The following is a 19,449-nucleotide window of genomic DNA, read 5'->3' as shown; positions in this document are numbered from 1 at the left end:
GGCGGGGCTTTAGGGAAATTTGTGGGCCTTGTCCGCTTGTGCGGCTGCTGCACGCTCGTCACGCCTCGACTTGACCAGGGACGCAACGGTGGTGATGGCGAGGGTGCCGATGATGACCGCCAGTGACGTCTGGATGCCGATGTGCGGCGCCCAGCCCACGTGCTTGCCGCCGTTGATGAACGGCAGGTTGTTGTCGGCGAGCGCCTCCAGGAACAGCTTCACGCCGATGAACCCGAGCACCACGCTGAGCCCGATCGACAGGTAGACCAGGCGGTCCAGGAGTCCGCCGATCAGGAAGTACAACTGCCGAAGTCCCATCAACGCGAACACATTGGCCGTGAAGACCAGGTAGGGCTCGGCGGTCAGCCCGAAGATCGCGGGGATCGAGTCAAGCGCGAAGATGAGATCCGTGGTCCCGATCGCGATCAGCACCACGATCATCGGCGTCATGTGCAGGCGCCCGCGCTCGTCACGCGCCGTGAGCCGCGACTCCTGGTACTGCGGGGTCATCGGCAGCACCCGCCGCGACCAGCGGATCAGCGCGTTCTCCTTGAAGTCCTCGGCCTCGGTCTCGCCCTGCATCGCGAGCTTGACCGCGGTGTAGACCAGGAACGCCGCGAAGATGTAGAAGACCCAGGAGAACCGGCTGATCGCGGCCGACCCGACCGCGATGAACCCGCCGCGCATGATCAGCGCGAGCACGATGCCGATCAGCAGCACCTTCTGCTGGTACTGCCGCGGCACCTTGAACCGGGACAGGATGATCACGAAGACGAACAGGTTGTCGACGGACAGGCTGTACTCGGTCAGCCATCCCGCGTAGAACTCGCCGGCGTAGTTGCCACCCCACATGGCCAGCACGAACAGGCCGAAGAGGAGGGCGAGCCCGACGTACACCGTGACCCAGATCGTCGACTCTTTGATCGAGGGCTCATGGGGCCTCCGCGCGACGATCGCGAGATCGAACAACAGGATGGCACTCAGCCCGACGAGAGTCGCTGTCCAGATCCAGCCGGCAACGTCCACGTGTGATTCCTCCGGTAGACACACCACAGGCCGCGTCGACCCCGAGGGCCACGCGGGCTGTGTAGTTGACACCGGAGGTCTCTTCCGCCACCCGCAAACGCCGGATGACCAGCGGCGCCGGGTGTTATCCCCACGTCACCGTGGGGCACCGTGCTGACGACGACCGCTGCGGGGGAATACTCCCCTCCTGTTGCTCGTCAACCATTGTCCATCAGCCCGCCACGTCCGGACGCGCGGGGGCGGAAAAAATGTCGTACCCCAGGTCTATCGTGCGGGGCGTTGGAGGTGGGAGGCGAGATTCCTTCGCCGCTCACTCACGCGGACGCCGTCGAGGGGAGTGCGACTGTGTATCGACAAGGTGACGTGCTGTTGGTGCCGGTGCCGTCCGCTGAGGTGCCGGCCACGGCCGTTCCGGCGCCGCGCGACCGGGCCGGGCGGATGGTGCTGGCCCGCGGGGAGGCGACCGGGCACGCCCACGTGATCGTCGGGCCGGACACGATGCTGCTGGCCGATCGGGACGACATCGACCGGCTCTTTGTGAAGATCGTCACGCGGGCGCGGGTCGTGCATGAGGAGCACGGGACGATCACGATTCCGGCGGGTTCTTACCGGATTGTCCGACAGCGGGAGTATGTGCCGGGTGCTTACCGGTACGTCGCTGACTAGCTGCTCCGCTCCGGCCGGTCTCGGTTGCTCGGGTCGTTTCGGTTTGGACCTTTCGTGCGCTCGACTGCTCGGGTCGTTTTGGTTTGGGCTTTTTGTGCGCTCGACTGCTCGGGTCGTTTTGGTTTGGGCTTTTGTGCGCCTGATTCGCATTTGTCCGTTCGTCTGCGTTCGTCTTGCGTTCGTCTTGGAGGGCTGATGGCCGCCACGCTCACTCCTGCCGCCACGCTGGGCGCCGTCTCCGCCAAGTGGCTGGCCGCGGGTCTGTCCACGACTCCGGCCGATCGGCAGGCCGCCGCCGAAGCCGTGCGCCTGGCCTACCGGTCCGCGGGCCTGCCGGAGCCGCGCCACATCGTCTGGTTCGCGTCCCCGCTGGCCGGCGCCCGGGCCGCGGCGTTGCTGACCGGACGGCGCGGCCTGCCCGGCACCGCACCCGATCCGGCGGACGAGGCGATCGAGGCGGAGCTGCGGGCGCAGCGCTGCCCTCCGGTGCACGGCTCGGCGGGCGCTTCGGTGCGGGCGGCGATCCGTACCAATCCGTGGGCCGCCGCGCGGGCCGAGGCGCACGAGCTGCTGGGGCCGGACGGCTGGGCGGCGCTGTGGTCGGCCTGCGGGGCCGACGTGTGGCGGCTGATCAACGACCGGCTGGCGACGCCGCTGCGGACGCACTTGCGCGGGGAGCTTCCGGTGCATGCGCGGCCGGTGCTGCTCGACGCGGTCGGGGGGCAGCATGACGCTGGTTGGTTGGCCGCCTTTGACGCTGCTGCCGCTCCTGCGGTCGCGGGTTCTGGTGGGTTCGCCGGCTCTTCGGCTTCGGGCGCTTCTTCTTCGGGTGCTTCTTCTTCGGGTGCTTCTTCTTCGGGTGCTGGTGCTTTTGCCTCGGCTGCCGGTCATCGTGCTGAGCCGATGTTCAGTGCCGGTCCGGTCGCGGCGGCCGCTTGGATGGGTTCGTCGCGGGCCGCGGCTCCTGCCGAGCCGGCCCCGGACCCCGTGTTCAGCGCCGGTCCGGTGGGTGCCGTCTGGGCCACGACGCCCCCGCCGGGGGAGGCCGCGCTCCACGCCGTACAGCGGCTGGCGGGCCTGGCCGGGGTGGCCCGCTCGGCCGGTTGGTGGTGGCCGTACGCGAACATCGCCATCCTCACCGACCGCCCCGACGCCGTGCACCGCGACAACATCGGCCGCCTGCACGCCGCCGACGCGCCGGCCCTGCACTACACCGACGGGTACGCGCTGCACGCCTGGCGCGGCATGCCCATCCCGTCCGACCTCGTGACCCGCTTGAGCCACCTGACCCACCAGCAGATCGCCACCGAACGCAACGCCGAACTCCGCCGCGTGATGCTCGAGCACTTCGGGTACGAGCGCTACCTGAAGGAGGCCGGCGCCCACCGCGTGAGCCAGGACGAGACCGGGGTCCTGTGGCGGCTGACCTTCAACGACGACGAACCCCTCGCGATGGTCGAGGTCATTAACAGCACCCCGGAACCGGACGGCACGAGCCGCGTCTACTGGCTGCGGGTCCCGCCGACGACGCGGAGCGCCCGGGAGGGGGTGGCTTGGACGTTCGGTCTGAGCGAGGCCGAGTACCGCCCGTTGATCCAAACCTGACCCGATCCCACGCCGATCCCACGCCGGTCTCACGCCGCCGAACGACGACTCGCCTGCGAGTGCTTCCGGCCGCCGTCCCGCCCGAGCGCGCGGTCACGAACCGGCCCGTGCCGCGCGGTCACGAACCCGCCCGTGCCGCGCGGTCACGAACCCGCCCGTGCCGCGCGGGTCGCCGTGGCCACCGTGCGGCGTGGCCACCGTTCTGTTCCGTGCCGCGTGGCGACCGTGCCGCGTCGTCGCCGTGACATGCGTATGGGCGGCCACCGTGCCGCGTGTTTGTCGTGCTGCGTGGTTGCCGTCCGGTGCGTGTGCGTGGTCACCGTGCCGCGTGGCCACCGTGCCGCGTGACGACCGTGTCGCGTGGTTGTCGTCCGGTGCGTGTGGCTGGCCGCCGTCCCGTCCGTGCGGTGTGGTTGTCGTCGCGCGTTCCGGAGGGCGGTGCGCTCGACATCGTCTCCGGTTTGCGCGATCAGCCTTGCGAGCGGCCAGCGGCGAGGCGCGGGCCCAGCTCTGTCGGTCGTCCAGGCTGTGGTGCGGCTCGGGGTGGTGGGGCGGGTCAGCGGGCGAGGGGCAGCGTGACGTACGACGGGGAGAGGATCTCCTGGCGGACCTTGCGCAGTTCCAGTTCGTGGCCGAATGGGGCGCCGGTGCCGGGGTTGCGGCTGAAGCGCGGGTGGGCGCCGCCGCTCACCTGGATGCGGATGCGGCGGTTGGCTTCGAAGCGGTGGGCGGTTGGCCAGAGTTCCACGCGTACTGGCGCGGTCGGGTCGCGGTCGGGGCGGGCGCGGGTCAGGCCGTCGCAGATGTTCCAGGAGCGGCCCTGCTCGTCGACCTCGCAGAGGCGGACGAAGAGGTCGAAGTAGGGGGCCGGGGTGTCGTCGTCGCGGCCCGCCGTCGTCGCGCGGACGGTGATGTCGGCCGAGACCGGGCCGACCACGGTGAGCGGTTCGGCCAGCGGGGGCGAGGTGAACGTGAGCACGTCCGGGCGCGACTCGAGGGGGCGGTTGTCGCGGCGGCCGGCGATCTTGCCGACCAGCCTGGGGCCGCCCAGTGCCGGGGTCGGGTTCTTCGGGTCGTAGATGAAGGAGTCGAGGACGTCGCCGCCGGGCAGGTCGGGGGTGTCCGCCGGCCAGCCCAGTTCGTCGGCCGCGACGGCCATGGTCTGCGAGGGCCAGTCGAGCCGGCCGTTCGACCGCTCGGACTCGGTCGACACCGGCCAGCCGATCGCCTCGTCCGGCACCTGATTCCCGTTCGTGCTGGCTCCGTTTGCGCCGCCGTCACCAGCGGCCATGGCTCCGTTCGCGCCCGCCCCGGTCGCGCCGGAATCGGCGGTCATGCCGGTCGCGTTCGCACCTGGCCCGGTCCCGTCTGCTCCGGTCGCGCCAGCCCCGGTCGCGCCAGCCCCGGTCGCGCCAGCCCCGGTCGCGGTCGTGCCGGCTCCGGTCGTGCCGGCTCCGGTCGCGCCCGACCCGGTCGTGCTGCTCGTCACGCCGGAAACGGTGGTCGGGCCGGGCGCGGGCGTGTCGGGGGCGGCGCCGGGTGGGGTTGGCCAGCCGTTCTCGGCGTGGGGGTCGCCGATGCTGACCGACCGGGTGGGCCAGCCGTGCTCGTCGTGCGGCGCCTCGAACGCGTTCGCGGCGGCCGGGGTCGGTGAGGGCCAGCCCAGTTCGTCGTCGGTCTCGGCGGCGGCGGGGGAGGAGCCCGCGGATCTCGGCCGGGGCGCGCCGCCGTGGGTCGCGGCGGTCGGAGTCGGCCAGCCGGCCTCGTCCGCGAGCGGGGTCCGTGGGTCGTCGAGGGTCAGCGTCGCGGACTTGGACAGGTACCAGCGCTGCGGGGTGCTCGACGGCGGCGGCCAGTCGGCCAGTTCGAGCCAGCCCTCGGCGCCGCCGACGTGGACGCGGACCGGGCGGTCGCGCACCTGCTCCGGGCCGCCGGTGTGGGCGCGGAACCAGGCTACGGCCTCGGCGGCCGACTGCTGGAAGAGGCCCGCGCTGCCGTGGTGCCAGGGGCCGATGGTCAGGTGCGGGTGCTGGCCCGCCGCGCGCAGGGCGACATAGTCGACGAGTTGCCAGGGCAGGAAGATGTCGTACCAGCCGCCGATCATGAGCACCGGAGCGGTCACGTTCGGCAGGCGGTGGGTGTGGCCGCGCTCGGTCCAGTACGGGGCTGCCGGGTCGGCCTCGGCCAGCCAGCGCTGGAAGAACTCGATCTCGGCGCCGACGGTGACGCGGTCGGCCTCGGCCATCGGTACCCGGGCCAGACCTCGCTGGAGCCGCGGCTGGCCGCGCAGCAGCTCGACGGCGTTCTCCAGCCGCGGGCCCCGCTGGGCCTCCAGCAGCGCCGACCACGTCAGCACCGTGTCCAGCGAGAACGCCCCGCCGGCGTAGGTGGGCGGGCCGAAGTCCGAGGCGGTCACGATCGTCGCCATCGCCTTGAGCTCGTCGCCGGCCTCGGCTGCGAGCGCCCACTGCACGAAGCCGACGTAGCTCGGGCCGTAGGTGAGGAGGCGTCCGTCGTACCAAGGCTGCAGGCGCAACCAGTCCAGCGTGTCGAGGCCGTCCTCCCGCTCCTGCAGGAGCGGTTCGAAGGTGCCGCTGGAGTCGGCGGTACCGCGGCACGACTGGATGAGCACGTGGAACCCGCGCTGCGCCACCGCCCGGCAGAGCAGGTTGACCGGCGCGCCGCGGCCATACGGCGTGCGCACCAGCACCGTCGGCACCTCGGCGTCGATCGCGGGCGCGTAGTGATCGGCGCGCAGGTTGGCGCCGTCGCGCATCCGGATCGGGATCGCCCGCGTCACCTTGACCCGCGCGGTCACCGCGGGTGGCAGCTTGAGCAGTCGTCCTACCGGATCCAGCCTCATGCGTCCCGAGCGTAGCGCCCGTCCCAGCGGGCCACGCCCCGCCACGGCATGCGCGTCGCGGCACTCATACTGTGCGAAATCCGCCATATCGGACCAATCGTCCAAGGGCTAGACGGTGACTTCCGCTGATTCCAGCCCGCGCACGGCGGCCAGGGCGTCGGCCTCGTGCTGCAGGGCCTTGCGCGCCGCGGCCGGCAACGGGATCCAGGGCGTCACGGTCACATCGAGCCGCTTGCGTACCGCCTTCGCGCGCCACGTTCCGGCGATGTCGGCGTCGGCCAGCAGTACACCCGGATTGCCCAATATTCGCCAGACCTCCTTGGCCTGCGTCTTGTCCGGCACCAGCACGGTGCGGTCGCGCGCCTGCAGGAACGGGTCGGACGGCGGCAGCAGCCGCACGCCGCGGACCTTGGGCGCGCCGAGCAGCGTGTCGAGGTCCTCGGGCGGCAGCCAGGCGGTCCGTCCGTCGGCCGACACCGCCGCGAGGTCGCCCGGCCAGCTCGGCTTCAGCGCGCCGACGGTCGTGCCGAGGTACTTGGCCACGTCGCCGGGCGTGGCCGGTCCGAGCAACCGCAGGTACACCCGGATGAAATCGGTCGTCCCGGACGCCTTCGCGGGCTGTGGGGGCCGCGGCGCGATCGGGGCGAGCACCGTTTTCGGGGCGTCCTCCTCCAGCCGCACCCCGCCGCCGAGGCCCGCCGCCTGGAACAGCCCGCCGGAGATGTGCCGGGCGCCGCACGGCTTGCAGTCGTAGGTGAGCTCGCGCGGGACGAGGTCGCTGACGGCGCGGCTGACGTCGCCCTTGGCCATCGGGGCGCGCACGACCTTGCGGAAGGCGGCGGCCGTCATGCTGAACGCCTCCAGGCCGAGCTCGAAGGCGGCCTTCGGCAGCTGCCCGGTCGCGAACCGGGCCGCGGCGTCGGCGTCGGACAGCGGCCACAGCGCCTCGGCCAGCCCGGGCAGGTCGGCCGGGCGGTGCAGGTGCGGGGCGCCGCGCGTGCTCCAGGCGAGGGTCAGATCGCCGGCGAGCGGATCGGTGCAGCGCGCGGCCAGCGCCTGCCTCGCCGAGCCCGCCGGGACGTTGGGCACCCCGAGATCGAGCACGCCGAGCCGGGCCGGACCGCCCTCGTGGCGCTCGACGAGGCCGTTCATCATCGTCCGGTACGCCATGATCTGCGCCCGGCCCACGGAAGGTGCGCTGCTCATGACCGCCATTCTCACCCGCTGCGGAAACGCTTGCCCGCCGTCCACGGGTGGGTGCACGATCGATGCATGGCGGGTGAGCACTTCACGGACGCGGAGCTCTCGTTCCTGCGCCACGCCCGGTTCGGCGAGTTGCCGGCCCCGGTCCGGCCCGAGGACCGGGTCGAGCTCGAGGAGACCGACGCGCCGCGAACGTGGCTGGACGTCGGACCGAGCCCGGAGCAGCAGCGCGCACTGCAGGCGGGCGCGGCCTGACCGTCTGATCCGTACCGTCTGATCCGTCCCGCGTGCGCCGGCCGTCAGATCTTGTGGTGCGAGCCGTCGGGGTCGGGCATCTCCGGGTTGTCGGTGATGTCCGGCGGCGTCGTCGCGGCCGATGGCGGGGTGGCGTCCGGCGGGGTCCATTCGGATTCGCGCTCGGCCTCCAGGGCCTCTTCGGTCTCGCCCTGCGTGGCCCGTCCGGCGGCGCCGGAGCCGACGAGCGAGTGGTCTGGTTCCGTCATATGACGTCGGCTACCCGTGCCACGAACGGGCAAACCCCGCACAGGCTGTCCGCCCGGCGGTACGGCCGGACTGGCTGAATCGCCCGGTGACCTCGGTTGAGCAATTCGCATATGGCTGGATCACGCCGGCGCTCGCCCTCGCGATGTCCATGTTGGGCTGCCTGCTCGGCACGTTCGTGACCAGCCGCTCCCGGGCCTCCAGCGGTGCGGGCCGGGCCCGATGGCTGACGCTTTCGGCGGTTGCCATCGGTGGTACGGGCACCTGGGTCCCCCATTTCATGGCGATGCTGGGCGTCGATGTGCCGGGCACCGACGTGCGGTACGACACCCTGACCACGGTGCTCGGGCTCGGGCTCGCCGTCGTGGTCTACTGCCTCGGCCTCTACATCGTGGGCTGGGGGCGGCCGAGCGCCTCGAAGATCCTGCCCGCCGGGGTGCTGACCGGGATCGGGCTCACCGCGGTGTATGCGACCGGGCCGCTGTCGATGCGCCTCGGCGGGATCATCGCGTACGACGCTGAGACCCTGCTCATCGCCGCTTGCGCCGCCATCGTCGGGGCGAGCGTGACCTTGTGGTGCGTGAGCGTGGTCCGCGGTACCGGCGCCATGCTGTGCGCCTCGGTGATCATGGCGCTCGCCGCGTGCAGCACCCACTACATGGTCATGGCCGCGCTGCGGGTCGAGGTCGCCCCGGGCGGCGCCGAGGTCGAGGGCGTCACGCTGGTCACCATGCTCGTCCCGGTGTGCGTCGCGGCGTGCGTGATGCTGGCCGGGCTCGCCTACAGCACCGTGGGCTTCACCGTCCGCCAGGACACCGCCCGCGAGGAGGCGCTGCTGCGCCGGGCCCGTGACATGTACTCCGTCGCGACCATCGCCCGGGCCGCCGAGCACCGCCGCCGGCGGCGTCAGGGCGAGGCCGCGGTCTCCTCCCACCGCTGAGAGGGACCGCGGCCCGGTGGCCACGGTCCCTCTTGACCCGCTCGGCGGGGTTCCTGCTCGATGGTGCTTGAGCTGCTTGTTACTTGAGCGCGGCGGCCGGGTCGGCGGCCACCTGGGCGAGCCGCTCCGGCGTGACCGAGCCGATGAGCACCCGGCCGTCGTCGGTGAACAGGACGCTCACCAGCTTGCTGTTGAACGTGCGGCCCCCGTTGCCGGTCGGCAGCTGCGAGATCGCGTCCTGGGCCTTCTTCTCCTCGTCGGAGCCGGCGCCCTTGGTCGCGTTCGCGTCGGAGGAGCGGACCACCAGGACGGAGGTCCAGCCGGTACCGATGACTGCGGTCTTCGGCTTGTCGGCGGCGTTCTCCTGCTTCTGCTGCTCCTGCTTCGCCTGCTCCTCGGCCGCCTTGGCGTCCTTCTTCCCCTCTTCGACCTTGGTGCCGGCCGGCGGGTTGAACTTGAACTCGGCGTCGTCCGGGCGGGCGAAGTTCACCGAGGTGAAGGCCACCTCGAACGCCGGCTCGGCGGTGCCCCGGGGCAGGACCTGCACCCGCAGCGGCAGTTTCTCCTGCGCGTCGATCGCGAGGCGGACCTCGCCGATCAGCGAGTTGGTGTCACGCGGACGGAGCACCAGCTCGTACGCGTTGCGCCCGGCGATCTTGGCCGACGTGCCGGTGGAGACCTGCGTCGTCGGGTCGATCGTCTTGAGCGCCAGGTCGGCCGCTTCCTGCGGCGTCTTGGGCAGATCCGTCGGCGTCGGGTGCGCGTCCCCCTCGTCCTTCCCCGGCTGACCGGTGAAGTGCTGCGCCTCCTTGGCCTGGGAGTCCCAGATCCAGGTGTCGTTGCCGTTGTGGATGATGTCGCTCTGTCCCTGCGTGCCCAGCAGTGAGACGCGGGCCTTGTCGGGGCCCGAGTACCACACGCGCAGGGTGTGCTTGCCGGAGACCAGCGACGTGAGCTTGGCGCTCTGGTCGCCGGTGAGCAGCGGGATCGACGGCAGGCCGAGGTCGGCACGCTCGACGACCGTGCCTGACAGACCGTCGAGCGTCGCCGTCTGCAGATCGACGAGCAGCTGCGCGGCGGTGCGCGGCGGCAGGTCGGGCTCGGCGGCGACGGCGAGGGTCTTCGCTGCCACGCCAGCACCGACCACAGCGACCGCAACTGCCGCGGGCACCGCCCACCGAAGGACGGGTCGTGACGTGAAAGTGGACATTGGTAGCACCTCCTGCCAACCATGGTGCGGTGGTCCGGCTGTGACATCGCTGAGACCGTCTGTGCCGCGCCACAGCCGAGCATGCCACGCTGGTACGCGTGCGGCTGCTGGTGGTTGAGGATGAGATGCGCATGGCCAACGCGTTGCAGCGTGGCCTGCAGGCCGAGGGCTTCGCGGTGGACGTGGCCGGCGACGGCCCGAACGGGCTCGAAATGGCACGTCACGGGGGCTATGACGCGGTGATCCTGGACATCATGCTGCCCGGATTGTCCGGGTACCGTGTGGTGCAGACGCTGCGCGCCGAGAAGAACTGGGTCCCGGTGCTCATGCTCTCGGCCAAGGACGGGGAGTACGACCAGGCCGACGGCCTCGACTGTGGCGCTGACGACTATCTGACCAAGCCGTTCTCCTATGTGGTGCTCGTCGCCCGCCTGCGTGCCCTCCTGCGTCGCGGCGCCCCGGAGCGCCCGAGCGTCCTCACCGTCGGCGAGCTGACCCTGGACCCGGCCCGCCGCCGCGTGACCAGCGCCGGCGAGGAGATCGTGCTCACCGCCCGCGAGTACGCCCTGCTGGAGTACCTCATGCGCCGCCCCGGCCAGGTGGTCTCCAAGACCGAACTGCTCGACCACGTGTGGGACGCCAGCGTGGACACCGCACCCAACGCCGTCGAGGTCTACGTCGGGTACCTGCGGCGCAAGCTCGGCCGCGACCTCCTCGAGACCGTCCGCGGCGCCGGCTACCGGCTGCGCACATGAGGTGGTGGGCGTCCCTCTCGCTGCGCGGCCGCCTGGTCCTGCTCGGGACCACCGGCCTCGTCGTCGGCCTGGCCATCGCGGGCGCGGCGATGGCCTTCGCGATGACCTACAGCTTCCGCGGCTCCCTCGACCGGTCCGCGGACGCCACCGCCGGCGAGATCGCGTCGCTCCTCGACGAGGGCGGCAAACTCCCCGAGGCGCTGCCGGCGCCCGCCAACCAGGTCGTGCAGATCATCGACCCGGAGCGGCACAGCGTCCTCGCCGGCGATCGCAACGCCGACCTCTTCGTGGCGCTCCTGCGCGGCGACGAGGTCGATCGCGCCCTGCGCGGCGAACGGGTCGAAGTCCCCGGCAACCGGGCCGTCCAGCCCGACTCGCTGCGGGTCACCGCCCGCCAGGTGCCCGACGGCCGCATCATCCTCGTCGCGGTGCCGCTCGCCGACTACCACCGCAGCCTCGAACTGCTGCGGAACGCCCTCTGGGTCACGTACCCGGCGCTCATCGTGGTCCTCGTCGCCATCGCCTGGCGCGTGGTCGGCGCCGCCCTGTCCCCGGTCGACCGCCTCCGCCTCGGTGCGGAGCGGATCACGGGCACGGCGACCGACGAGCGCCTGCCGGTGCCTCCGTCGAGCGACGAGATCCAGCGCCTGGCGATCACTCTGAACCACATGCTTGACCGGCTGGCCGTGTCCCGGGCCCGGCAGCGTTCCTTCATCGCCGACGCCGCGCATGAGCTGCGCAGTCCGCTCGCCTCGATCCGGATTCAAATTGAGGTCGCTCAGAAGCTCGGTGACTGGGCGGCGGTCTCCGACGATGTCATCGCCGACCTGGACCGCCTCGCCCGCCTGGTCGAGGACCTCCTCCTCCTGGCGCGGGCCGACGCTTCCGATCCGCGCCGGGTGGCTGTGGAGCCGGTCGAGCTGCGTACGCTCCTGACCACGCTTGCTAAGCGCTTCGACTCGGTTGTTGTCGAGCCGGGTGAGTCGCTGTGGACCGAGGGCGACCCGGATGCGCTGCACCGCATCGTGCTCAACCTCGTGGACAACGCGGTTCGCCACGCCCGCGAGCACGTCACCTTGGCCGTCGTCGCCGAGGGGGCGAACGAGGTTCTGGTCACTGTGACCGACGATGGGGAGGGTATTCCGGCCGCCCTTCGTGAGCGTGTCTTTGACCGTTTCGCCCGCCTGGACGACGGGCGTGCTCGTGACGCCGGGGGGAGCGGGCTTGGGCTGGCGATCGTCCGTGAGTTGACGCGCCGTCATGGTGGCACGGTTCGCTTGACGGATGCCCGCCCGGGCGTGCGGGCTGAGATCCGCCTTCCGCGCCTGCCCGACAGCACCATGTGACCGTGACCGTGACCGCACGCCGTATTGACGTGTGCGGCGTGTCTCGGTGCTCCCTCGTGGGCGTGGGCCTTGGCCGGTGGTGACCTTCTTGGTCTCCGCCGTTCTGCCTCGCCGACCCGGGGCGTGCTCGTCCCTCGCCGTGGCCTCAGCCGAAGGTGACCTCCTTGGTCTCCACCGTTCCGCCCCGCCGCCCAGGCGCGTGCGCCTCTGCCCAGTACATGTTGGTGTGGGCGATGACGAGATCCGGGGTGGGCGCGCCCCACTCCGACAGGTCCTCCGTCGTGTGCGCGTCCCCGACGAGGATCGCGTCGTAGCCGCGCACCAGCGCGCCGTGCAGCGTCGCCCTGATGCATTCGTCGGTCTGGGCCCCCGTGACCACCAGCCGGCCGACGCCCAGGTCGGCCAGGTGCTGTTCGAGATCCGTGTCCTCGAACGAGTCCGCGTACTCCTTGTGCACCAGCGGCTCCGACTCCTGCCGGACCAGTTCGGCGACGAATCGCCATTGCTCCGAGCCGCGGGGGAGGTGCTGCTCGTGGGAGTGCTGCACCCAGACCACCGGCACGCCCTCGGCGCGTGCCCGGTCGAGCAGGGTGTTGATGTTCGCGATGACAGTGTCGCGGTTGTGGGCGCCGCCAGTGTTGCCGTTCTGGACGTCGATGACCAGCAGTGCGGTCTTGGGCCGATCTGCGAATGTCGTCATGCCAGAGACTCTAAAGCCCGAGCTTGACAGTGTCAATCTGACAGTGTCACCATGGATGGCATGACCGCAGAGGAATGGACACTCGACGAGCTGATCGGCCGCGTTGCCGCACAGCTCGACGACACCGCCTACGCGGGCGCGCCGAACGGGCGGGTCCGGGAGGTTCCCGATGCCCGCGCCGTCCGGTGGTACACGACGATCGGCCTCGTCGACCGGCCCGCCATGCGCGGACGGACGGCGTGGTACGGGCCGCGGCACCTGGCCCAACTGGTGGCGATCAAACGGCTGCAGTCGGAGGGCTACAAGATCGCCGAGATCCAGGCGGAACTGGCCGAGGCGCCCGACGACGTGCTCCAGGACATCGCGGCACTGGACCGGCCGAAGGGTATGCCGCGACGGTTCTGGATGCAGCGGCCGGCGGAGTACGTACCAGAAGAGGCGGCGCCGGCCCCGATCGAGATCGTTCCCGGCACGGGCCCGGTCGACGCCGGGTCCGCGCCGCCTGGACATGGGCGGCCGGTGCCAGGATCGACCGGGAGCATGCCCGGCGAATTCACACCGGCGGGACAGGTGCCCGCCAGGTCCGCACCGTCGGGACGTCGGCGGTCGGAGCCGGCGGTAACAGGGCACAGGTGGCCGGAGTCGAGACCGGCCGCGATGGGGCTGCTCAGCGGGGTACCGCTGGGCGGGGGAGCGGTACTGCTGCTGAACACCACGCCGAATGAGGACGACCTCGAGGCCATCCGACACGCGGCCCGCGAGCTCATGGACGTGCTCGCGACCCGGGAACTTGTCACACCGGACGAGACGATGACGAGGAGAGGGAACGCCACATGAGACTCGCGACGATGACCGAGGACGAGGCGCGCACGGCCGCCGCGCCCGTGGACGAGGCCGGGCTGGGTGCGCTGCGCACCGAGCGCGGCAACCTCCCGCTCGACCGGCTCGACGTGCGGGCCGCGATCACCGGCCTGGTCGCCCGTACCGATCTGACCCAGGAGTTCGTCAACGTCCACCGCGAGCCGCTCGAGGCGACGTACATCTTCCCGCTGCCCGACCGCGCCGCCGTGATCCGCATGGCGATGACCGCGGACGGCCGGACCGTCGAGGCGGACCTGCAGGAGCGCGGCGCGGCCCGCGAGGCGTACGACAACGCCATCGCCGCCGGCCAGCGGGCCTCGATCGCCGAGGGGGAGCGGCCCGACGTGTTCACCATGCGGGTCGGCAACATCCTGCCGGGCGAGCGGGTCAGCGTGACGCTCTCGCTGGTCGGGCCGCTGGCGTTCGAGGACGGCGAGGCGACGTACCGGTTCCCGCTGGTGGTCGCGCCGCGGTACATCCCCGGGGCCCCGCTCGACGGTGACAGTGTCGGCGACGGGTGGGCGCTGGACACCGACGCCGTCCCCGACGCCTCCCGGATCAGCCCGCCGGTGCTGCTGCCCGGCTTCCCCAACCCGCTGCGCCTGTCGATCGACGTCGACATCGACGCGGCCGGCCTGCCCCTCGGCGACGTGCGGTCCAGCCTGCACGCGGTCCAAAAGGCGGAAAACCATCTGTCGGTGCTCCCCGACGAACGCGCCAACCGGGATTTCGTTCTGCGCCTCGCGTACGGGGCCGGCGCGCAGAGCCTCGCCCTGACGTCCGATTCCGAGGGCGACGAGGGGACCTACCGTTTGACGGTGCTCCCGCCCGAGCCCGACGCGCCGCCGCGCCCGCGGGACGTGGTGCTGCTGCTGGACCGCTCGGGCAGCATGGGCGGCTGGAAGATGGTGGCGGCCCGGCGTGCCGCGGCGCGGATCGTCGACACCCTCGGCTCGCAGGACCGGTTCGCCGTGCTGGCCTTCGACGACCGCATCGAGACGCCGGAGTCGCTGGGGTCGGGGCTTGCCGACGGTACCGACCGGAATCGCTACCGTGCGGTGGAACACCTCGCGCGCGTCGACGCCCGCGGCGGCACCGAACTGCTGGAGCCGCTGATCGAGGGCCTGCGCCTGCTCGGCACCGACAACACCCGTGACCGCGTGCTGGTCCTGGTCACCGACGGGCAGGTCGGCAACGAGGACCAGATCCTGCACACGCTGTCCGGCACGCTGCAGGGGGTGCGCGTCCACGCGGTCGGCATCGACCAGGCCGTCAACGCCGGCTTCCTGGGCCGCCTCGCCATCGCCGGCGGCGGCCGCTGCGAGCTGGTGGAGAGCGAGGACCGGCTCGACGAGGCCATGGACAGCATCCACCGGCGCATCGGCGCCCCGGTGGTCAGCGGCGTGACGATCGCCGCCGAGGGGCTGACCCTGCTCGACGACACCCGGACCCCGGCCAAGCTGGCGGACATCTTCGCCGGCGTGCCGTATGTGGTGAGCGGGCGGTACCGCGGCGCGGTCGCCGGCGCCCTGACCGTTCGCGGCACGACCCGCGACGGCAGCCCCTGGTCGGCCACGGTCACCGCGGAGCGGCACGACTCCACGGCACTGACGGCCGTCTGGGCGCGGGCACTGCTGCGCGATCTTGAGGACCAGTACGTCACCGGGGCGCCGCTGGAGGAGCGCATCACCGGGATCTCGCTGCGATTCGGGGTCCTGTGCCGCTTCACCGCGTTCGTGGCGGTCGACAGCCGGGTCGTCACCGAGGGCAACGGGCCGCGCAAGGTGACCCAGCCGGTGGAGAGCCCGGCGGGCTGGCAGATGCCGAAGGCGGTCCCGCCGCCCCCGCTCCAGCCGACGCTGGCCTCGATGCCGATCGGGTACGCCTCGCCGCGGTCGGCCGCCCCGTTCGCGGCCCCGGCCGCAGCGGCGCCACCGTTCGCAGCTCCGGCCCCGATGGCCCCGGGCGGACCCGCCATCCAGCGCAAGATGGCCCCGCAGCGCGGCTTCGCCCGGCGCCTGGTCCTGCCCGAGCCGGCGGCAGCCGACAGCTTCGCGGGCGGCGGCGGCCCGGACGCCCGCATCTTGGCGACCCAGGAGGCGGCGCGACTGCGCGAGGCGGAGGGTAGGCCCGAGTACGAGCGGCGGGAACTGCTGGAGGACCTCGGCTCGCGCCTGGCCGCTTCGCAACTGCCGGAACTGCGTGCCCTGGCCGACGCGCTGACTCCGCAGGGCATCGCTTCCCGGCCGCTGGCGGAGTTGTGGGAGTTCGCGCTGACCGAGCTGGACCGCGTGGCTGGAGGTGGGGAGCCCGAGCCGCAGCAGCGGAAGGCCTTCTGGAAGCGGTGATTGCGGCCGCGCCTCAATGGGGGCGCTGGCTAGGAGAGGACCCGGCTGCGCCGGCGTAGCCCGCAAAGGGCACGCCGGCGCGGCGGTGGTGTGCGGCGCGGCGGTGGTGTGCGGCGCGGCGGTGGTGTGCGGCGCGGCGGTGGTGGGCGCGCGGGCGACCCGCAGACGCGTTGACGGTGCGCGGGGTTCGGCCGCTTGGACTGGGGAGCACCGGGCCACAACTGGTCGTGGGTTTGGGGCGCCTTCGGCCTGCCCTATGCAACGGCGTTAGCGTGGTCCGGACCGTAGTTTGGTCACCGTTCGGTGGTCCAGGCCGTGGTTCGGTTCCGGGTCCGTCGTGGTCGTCGTTCGGTGGTCCCGGTTCGTGGGCGCCTTCGGCGAGAAGAGCAGGTTTCCGGTTCGTCGTTGGTTGCGGGCCATAGCGCCTTGCGGCGCCAGAGAAACTTCCGGTCCGTTGAGGGTTGCGGGCGGTAGCGCCTTGCGGCGCTAGAAGAGCTTGCGGTCCGTTGAGGGTTGCGGGTCGTAGCGCCTTGCGGCGCCAGAGGGATCTTGCGGTCCGTGGAGGGTTGTAGGCCGTTGCGCCTTGCGGCGCTAGAAGAGCTTGCGGTTCGTAGGAGGTTGCGGGTGTGGGCGCCTTGCGGCGCCCGCTGGAGAACGTGCGGTCAGAGCGGGAAACACAGGAAGGTCCGAACAGCAAAGTGCTGTTCGGACCTTCCGAGGGGTGTACGAGGAGCCGAGTCAGGTCGTTGTCGGCCATACCTCGGCTAGGAGTTTGCGGGTGTCGGTCAGGAGTTGGGGTAGGACCTTCGTGCGGCCCACCACCGGCATGAAGTTGGTGTCGCCGCCCCATCTTGGGACGATGTGTTGGTGTAGGTGGGCGGCTATGCCCGCGCCGGCTACGGCGCCCTGGTTCATGCCCAGGTTGAAGCCGTGGGCGCCGCTCACTTTGCGGATTACGCGCATGGCCGTCTGGGTGAACGACGCTACCTCGGCTGTTTCCGGCTGGGTGAGGTCTGTGTAGTCGGCGATGTGGCGGTACGGGACGACCATGAGGTGGCCGGGGTTGTACGGGTAGAGGTTCAGGATCGTGTAGACGACCTCGCCCCTGGCCACTACCAGGCTTTCGTCGGCGGGTAGGCCGGGGGCCCGGCAGAAGGGGCACCCGGCCGGTTCGTCGTGGTCGTCGGCGCGATCCTCGCCCTTGATGTACGCCATCCGGTGGGGCGTCCACAAGCGCTCCAGCTCGTCCGGTTCCCCAGGGTTGGTCACTGAGACGAACCCTCAGAGGCGTCCGAAGGGGCCGCGGAAGAAGGGGCCGCGGAAGAAGGAGCGGACGGGCCGTCGTTCGTGCGGGAGCGGACCACCTCCACCACGTGGGCCACCGCCTCCGTGATGGGGACGCCGTTGCGCTGGGAGCCGTCTCGGTAGCGGAAGCTCACCGTGCCGCCCGTGACGTCGTCGTCGCCGGCGATGGCCATGAAGGGGATTTTTTGCTGCTGGGCGTTGCGGATCTTCTTCTGCATGCGCTCGTCCGAGTGGTCCACCTCGACCCGGATTCCTTCCTTGCGGAGGAGGTCGGCGAAGTCGAACAAGTAGTCGGCGTGGTCCGAGCGGATCGGGATGCCGACCACCTGGACCGGGGCGAGCCAGGCCGGGAAGGCGCCGGCGTAGTGCTCGGTGAGGACGCCGAAGAAGCGTTCGATGGAGCCGAACAGGGCGCGGTGGATCATGACGGGCTGCTGGCGGGAGCCGTCCGAGGCCTGGTACTCCAGGCCGAAGCGCTTCGGCTGGTTGAAGTCTACCTGGATGGTGGACAGCTGCCAGGTGCGGCCGATCGCGTCCTTGGCCTGGACGGAGATCTTCGGGCCGTAGAAGGCGGCGCCGCCCGGGTCGGGGACGAGCTCCAGGCCGGAGGCCTCGGCCGCGGCGCGGAGGGCCTCGGTGGCCTCCTCCCAGTCGGCGTCCTCGCCGATGAACTTGGGGGAATCGTCGCGGGTCGAGAGCTCCAGGTAGAAGTCTGGCAGGCCGTAGTCGCGCAGGAGGTCGAGGACGAACTGGAGCAGGGAGGTCAGCTCGCTCGCCATCTGCTCCTTGGTGCAGTAGATGTGCGAGTCGTCCTGGGTCATGGCGCGGACCCGGGTCAGGCCGTGGACCACGCCGGACTTCTCGTAGCGGTACACGCTGCCGAACTCGAAGAGGCGCAGGGGCAGCTCGCGGTAGGAGCGGCCGCGGGCCCGGAAGATCAGGTTGTGCATCGGGCAGTTCATGGCCTTGAGGTAGTACTCCGCGCCTTCCATCTCCATGGGCGGGAACATGGTGTCGGCGTAGTACGGCAGGTGGCCCGAGGTCTGGAACAGGTTCGACTTGCTGATGTGCGGGGTGTTCACGAACTCGTAGCCGGACTCCTGGTGGCGCTGGCGCGAGTACTGCTCCATCTCCCGGCGGATGATGCCGCCCTTGGGGTGGAACACGGCCAGGCCGGAGCCGAGCTCGTCGGGGAAGCTGAACAGGTCGAGGTCGGCGCCGAGCTTGCGGTGGTCGCGGCGGGCCGCCTCCTCGAGCAGCTTCTGATAGTCCTTGAGCGCGTCGCGGGTCGGCCAGGCGGTGCCGTAGATGCGCTGCAGCTGCGGGTTCTTCTCCGAGCCGCGCCAGTAGGCGGCCGCGCTGCGCATCAGCTTGAAGGCCGGGATGAACCGGGTCGAGGGCAGGTGCGGGCCACGGCACAGGTCGGACCAGCAGACCTTCTCCGACTGCGGGTCGAGGTTGTCGTAGATGGTCAGTTCGCCGCCGCCGACCTCCATCACCTCGGAGGTGTCCAAAGTCTGGCCGCTGTCCGACTTGATGTCGACGAGCTCCAGCTTGAACGGCTCGTCGGCCAGCTCGGCCTTGGCCTGCTCGAGGGAGTCGAAGCGGCGCCGGCGGAAGCGCTGGCCGGCCTTGATGATCTCCTGCATGCGCTTCTCGAGCTTGGCCAGGTCGTCGGGCTGGAACGGCTTGGCCACCATGAAGTCGTAGTAGAAACCGTTCTCGATGGGAGGCCCGATGCCGAGTTTGGCTTCCGGAAACACATCTTGTACCGCCTGAGCCAGCACGTGCGCCGCGGAGTGCCGCAGCACGTTGAGCCCGTCGGGGCTGGACATGTCCACGGCCTCGACCTCGGTGTCGGCCGCCGGCGTCCAGTCCAGGTCGCGCAGCTTGTCGCCGTCGCGGACCACGACGATCGCCTTCGGGCCGCTGGTCGGCAGCCCGGCCGCGGCGACCGCGGCGGCCGCCGTCGTGCCCGCCGTGACCACGATGCGCGGTGGGGCTTCGGTATTCGAGCGCACTGCGGACACGGGCTGCTCCCAAGCATGAAAGAGGTCGGTTCTCAACCCCGATGCTATCGAGGGCCGCACCGGACGGCGGCGAACACCCCACCGGCCACG

Annotated in this window: 16 protein-coding genes; 8 read left to right on the top strand and 8 right to left on the bottom strand. The window is 71.2% G+C overall.

Features of this window, described 5'->3' with window-relative positions; translation table 11 throughout:
* Positions 1 to 9: 9 nt before the first annotated feature.
* Positions 10 to 1,026, bottom strand: a complete 1,017-nt coding sequence (locus ACQP00_RS42270; RefSeq protein ID WP_433207886.1) for a TerC family protein — start codon at positions 1,024 to 1,026, stop codon at positions 10 to 12.
* A 363-nt stretch (positions 1,027 to 1,389) separates the two neighbouring features.
* Here ACQP00_RS42270 and ACQP00_RS42265 point away from each other — a divergent pair, with 363 nt between their 5' ends.
* Together ACQP00_RS42265 and ACQP00_RS42260 are read left to right on the top strand one after the other, a co-directional pair.
* Entirely contained in the window at positions 1,390 to 1,692 is a 303-nt protein-coding gene (locus tag ACQP00_RS42265; RefSeq protein WP_433207883.1) for a hypothetical protein, read from the top strand.
* A gap of 195 nt (positions 1,693 to 1,887) precedes the next feature.
* Positions 1,888 to 3,297 carry a DUF6745 domain-containing protein gene (locus ACQP00_RS42260; protein ID WP_433207881.1) on the top strand — a complete coding sequence of 470 codons (1,410 nt, stop codon included), beginning with the start codon at positions 1,888 to 1,890 and terminating at the stop codon, positions 3,295 to 3,297.
* A gap of 556 nt (positions 3,298 to 3,853) precedes the next feature.
* On the opposite strand, the gene ACQP00_RS42255 is transcribed toward ACQP00_RS42260, so the two are convergent.
* Together ACQP00_RS42255 and ACQP00_RS42250 are read right to left on the bottom strand one after the other, a co-directional pair.
* The gene (locus tag ACQP00_RS42255; RefSeq protein WP_433207878.1) at positions 3,854 to 6,160 is read right to left on the bottom strand and encodes a CocE/NonD family hydrolase; all 2,307 of its coding nucleotides are present in this window, start codon (positions 6,158 to 6,160) and stop codon (positions 3,854 to 3,856) included.
* Between the two features lie 108 nt (positions 6,161 to 6,268).
* The gene (locus ACQP00_RS42250; protein ID WP_433207875.1) at positions 6,269 to 7,366 is read right to left on the bottom strand and encodes a winged helix DNA-binding domain-containing protein; all 1,098 of its coding nucleotides are present in this window, start codon (positions 7,364 to 7,366) and stop codon (positions 6,269 to 6,271) included.
* Positions 7,367 to 7,432: 66 nt separating this feature from the next.
* Here ACQP00_RS42250 and ACQP00_RS42245 point away from each other — a divergent pair, with 66 nt between their 5' ends.
* The gene (locus tag ACQP00_RS42245; protein WP_433207872.1) at positions 7,433 to 7,618 is read left to right on the top strand and encodes a hypothetical protein; all 186 of its coding nucleotides are present in this window, start codon (positions 7,433 to 7,435) and stop codon (positions 7,616 to 7,618) included.
* A 44-nt stretch (positions 7,619 to 7,662) separates the two neighbouring features.
* Here the strand turns inward: ACQP00_RS42245 and ACQP00_RS42240 are convergent, their stop codons facing one another.
* Positions 7,663 to 7,866: a hypothetical protein gene (locus tag ACQP00_RS42240; protein ID WP_433048533.1), complete on the bottom strand. Its 204-nt coding sequence runs from the start codon at positions 7,864 to 7,866 to the stop codon at positions 7,663 to 7,665.
* A gap of 86 nt (positions 7,867 to 7,952) precedes the next feature.
* Here ACQP00_RS42240 and ACQP00_RS42235 point away from each other — a divergent pair, with 86 nt between their 5' ends.
* Positions 7,953 to 8,804, top strand: a complete 852-nt coding sequence (locus tag ACQP00_RS42235; protein ID WP_433207869.1) for an MHYT domain-containing protein — start codon at positions 7,953 to 7,955, stop codon at positions 8,802 to 8,804.
* A 79-nt stretch (positions 8,805 to 8,883) separates the two neighbouring features.
* Here the strand turns inward: ACQP00_RS42235 and ACQP00_RS42230 are convergent, their stop codons facing one another.
* Complete coding sequence (locus tag ACQP00_RS42230) at positions 8,884 to 9,936, bottom strand: LolA family protein (RefSeq protein ID WP_433207866.1); 1,053 nt, start codon at positions 9,934 to 9,936, stop codon at positions 8,884 to 8,886.
* 176 nt (positions 9,937 to 10,112) lie between these two features.
* Here ACQP00_RS42230 and ACQP00_RS42225 point away from each other — a divergent pair, with 176 nt between their 5' ends.
* A complete protein-coding gene (locus ACQP00_RS42225; RefSeq protein WP_433048524.1) occupies positions 10,113 to 10,769 on the top strand; it encodes a response regulator transcription factor in 657 nt (218 codons plus the stop codon).
* Positions 10,766 to 12,115: a sensor histidine kinase gene (locus ACQP00_RS42220; protein ID WP_433207863.1), complete on the top strand. Its 1,350-nt coding sequence runs from the start codon at positions 10,766 to 10,768 to the stop codon at positions 12,113 to 12,115. Before ACQP00_RS42225 ends, ACQP00_RS42220 begins: the two co-directional genes overlap by 4 nt.
* Before the next feature lie 145 nt (positions 12,116 to 12,260).
* Here the strand turns inward: ACQP00_RS42220 and ACQP00_RS42215 are convergent, their stop codons facing one another.
* Positions 12,261 to 12,815, bottom strand: a complete 555-nt coding sequence (locus ACQP00_RS42215; protein ID WP_433207860.1) for an isochorismatase family protein — start codon at positions 12,813 to 12,815, stop codon at positions 12,261 to 12,263.
* A gap of 60 nt (positions 12,816 to 12,875) precedes the next feature.
* On the opposite strand from ACQP00_RS42215, the gene ACQP00_RS42210 reads away from it, so the two are divergent.
* Entirely contained in the window at positions 12,876 to 13,652 is a 777-nt protein-coding gene (locus tag ACQP00_RS42210) for a MerR family transcriptional regulator (protein WP_433207857.1), read from the top strand.
* Entirely contained in the window at positions 13,649 to 16,024 is a 2,376-nt protein-coding gene (locus tag ACQP00_RS42205; RefSeq protein ID WP_433207854.1) for a VIT domain-containing protein, read from the top strand. Before ACQP00_RS42210 ends, ACQP00_RS42205 begins: the two co-directional genes overlap by 4 nt.
* Positions 16,025 to 16,762: 738 nt before the next feature.
* On the opposite strand, the gene ACQP00_RS42200 is transcribed toward ACQP00_RS42205, so the two are convergent.
* Both ACQP00_RS42200 and thrS read right to left on the bottom strand, forming a co-directional pair.
* Positions 16,763 to 17,239, bottom strand: coding sequence for an HIT family protein (locus ACQP00_RS42200; RefSeq protein ID WP_433207851.1), 477 nt, complete (start codon positions 17,237 to 17,239; stop codon positions 16,763 to 16,765).
* 50 nt (positions 17,240 to 17,289) lie between these two features.
* Positions 17,290 to 19,350 carry a threonine--tRNA ligase gene (thrS, locus tag ACQP00_RS42195; protein ID WP_433224189.1) on the bottom strand — a complete coding sequence of 687 codons (2,061 nt, stop codon included), beginning with the start codon at positions 19,348 to 19,350 and terminating at the stop codon, positions 17,290 to 17,292.
* Positions 19,351 to 19,449 lie beyond the last annotated feature (99 nt).

It is taken from the genome of Dactylosporangium sp. CS-047395 (assembly GCF_050942185.1).
Taxonomy (GTDB): domain Bacteria; phylum Actinomycetota; class Actinomycetes; order Mycobacteriales; family Micromonosporaceae; genus Dactylosporangium.
Note: the sequence above shows the minus strand (reverse complement) of the source record. Positions and strands in the feature narration are given on the sequence as shown.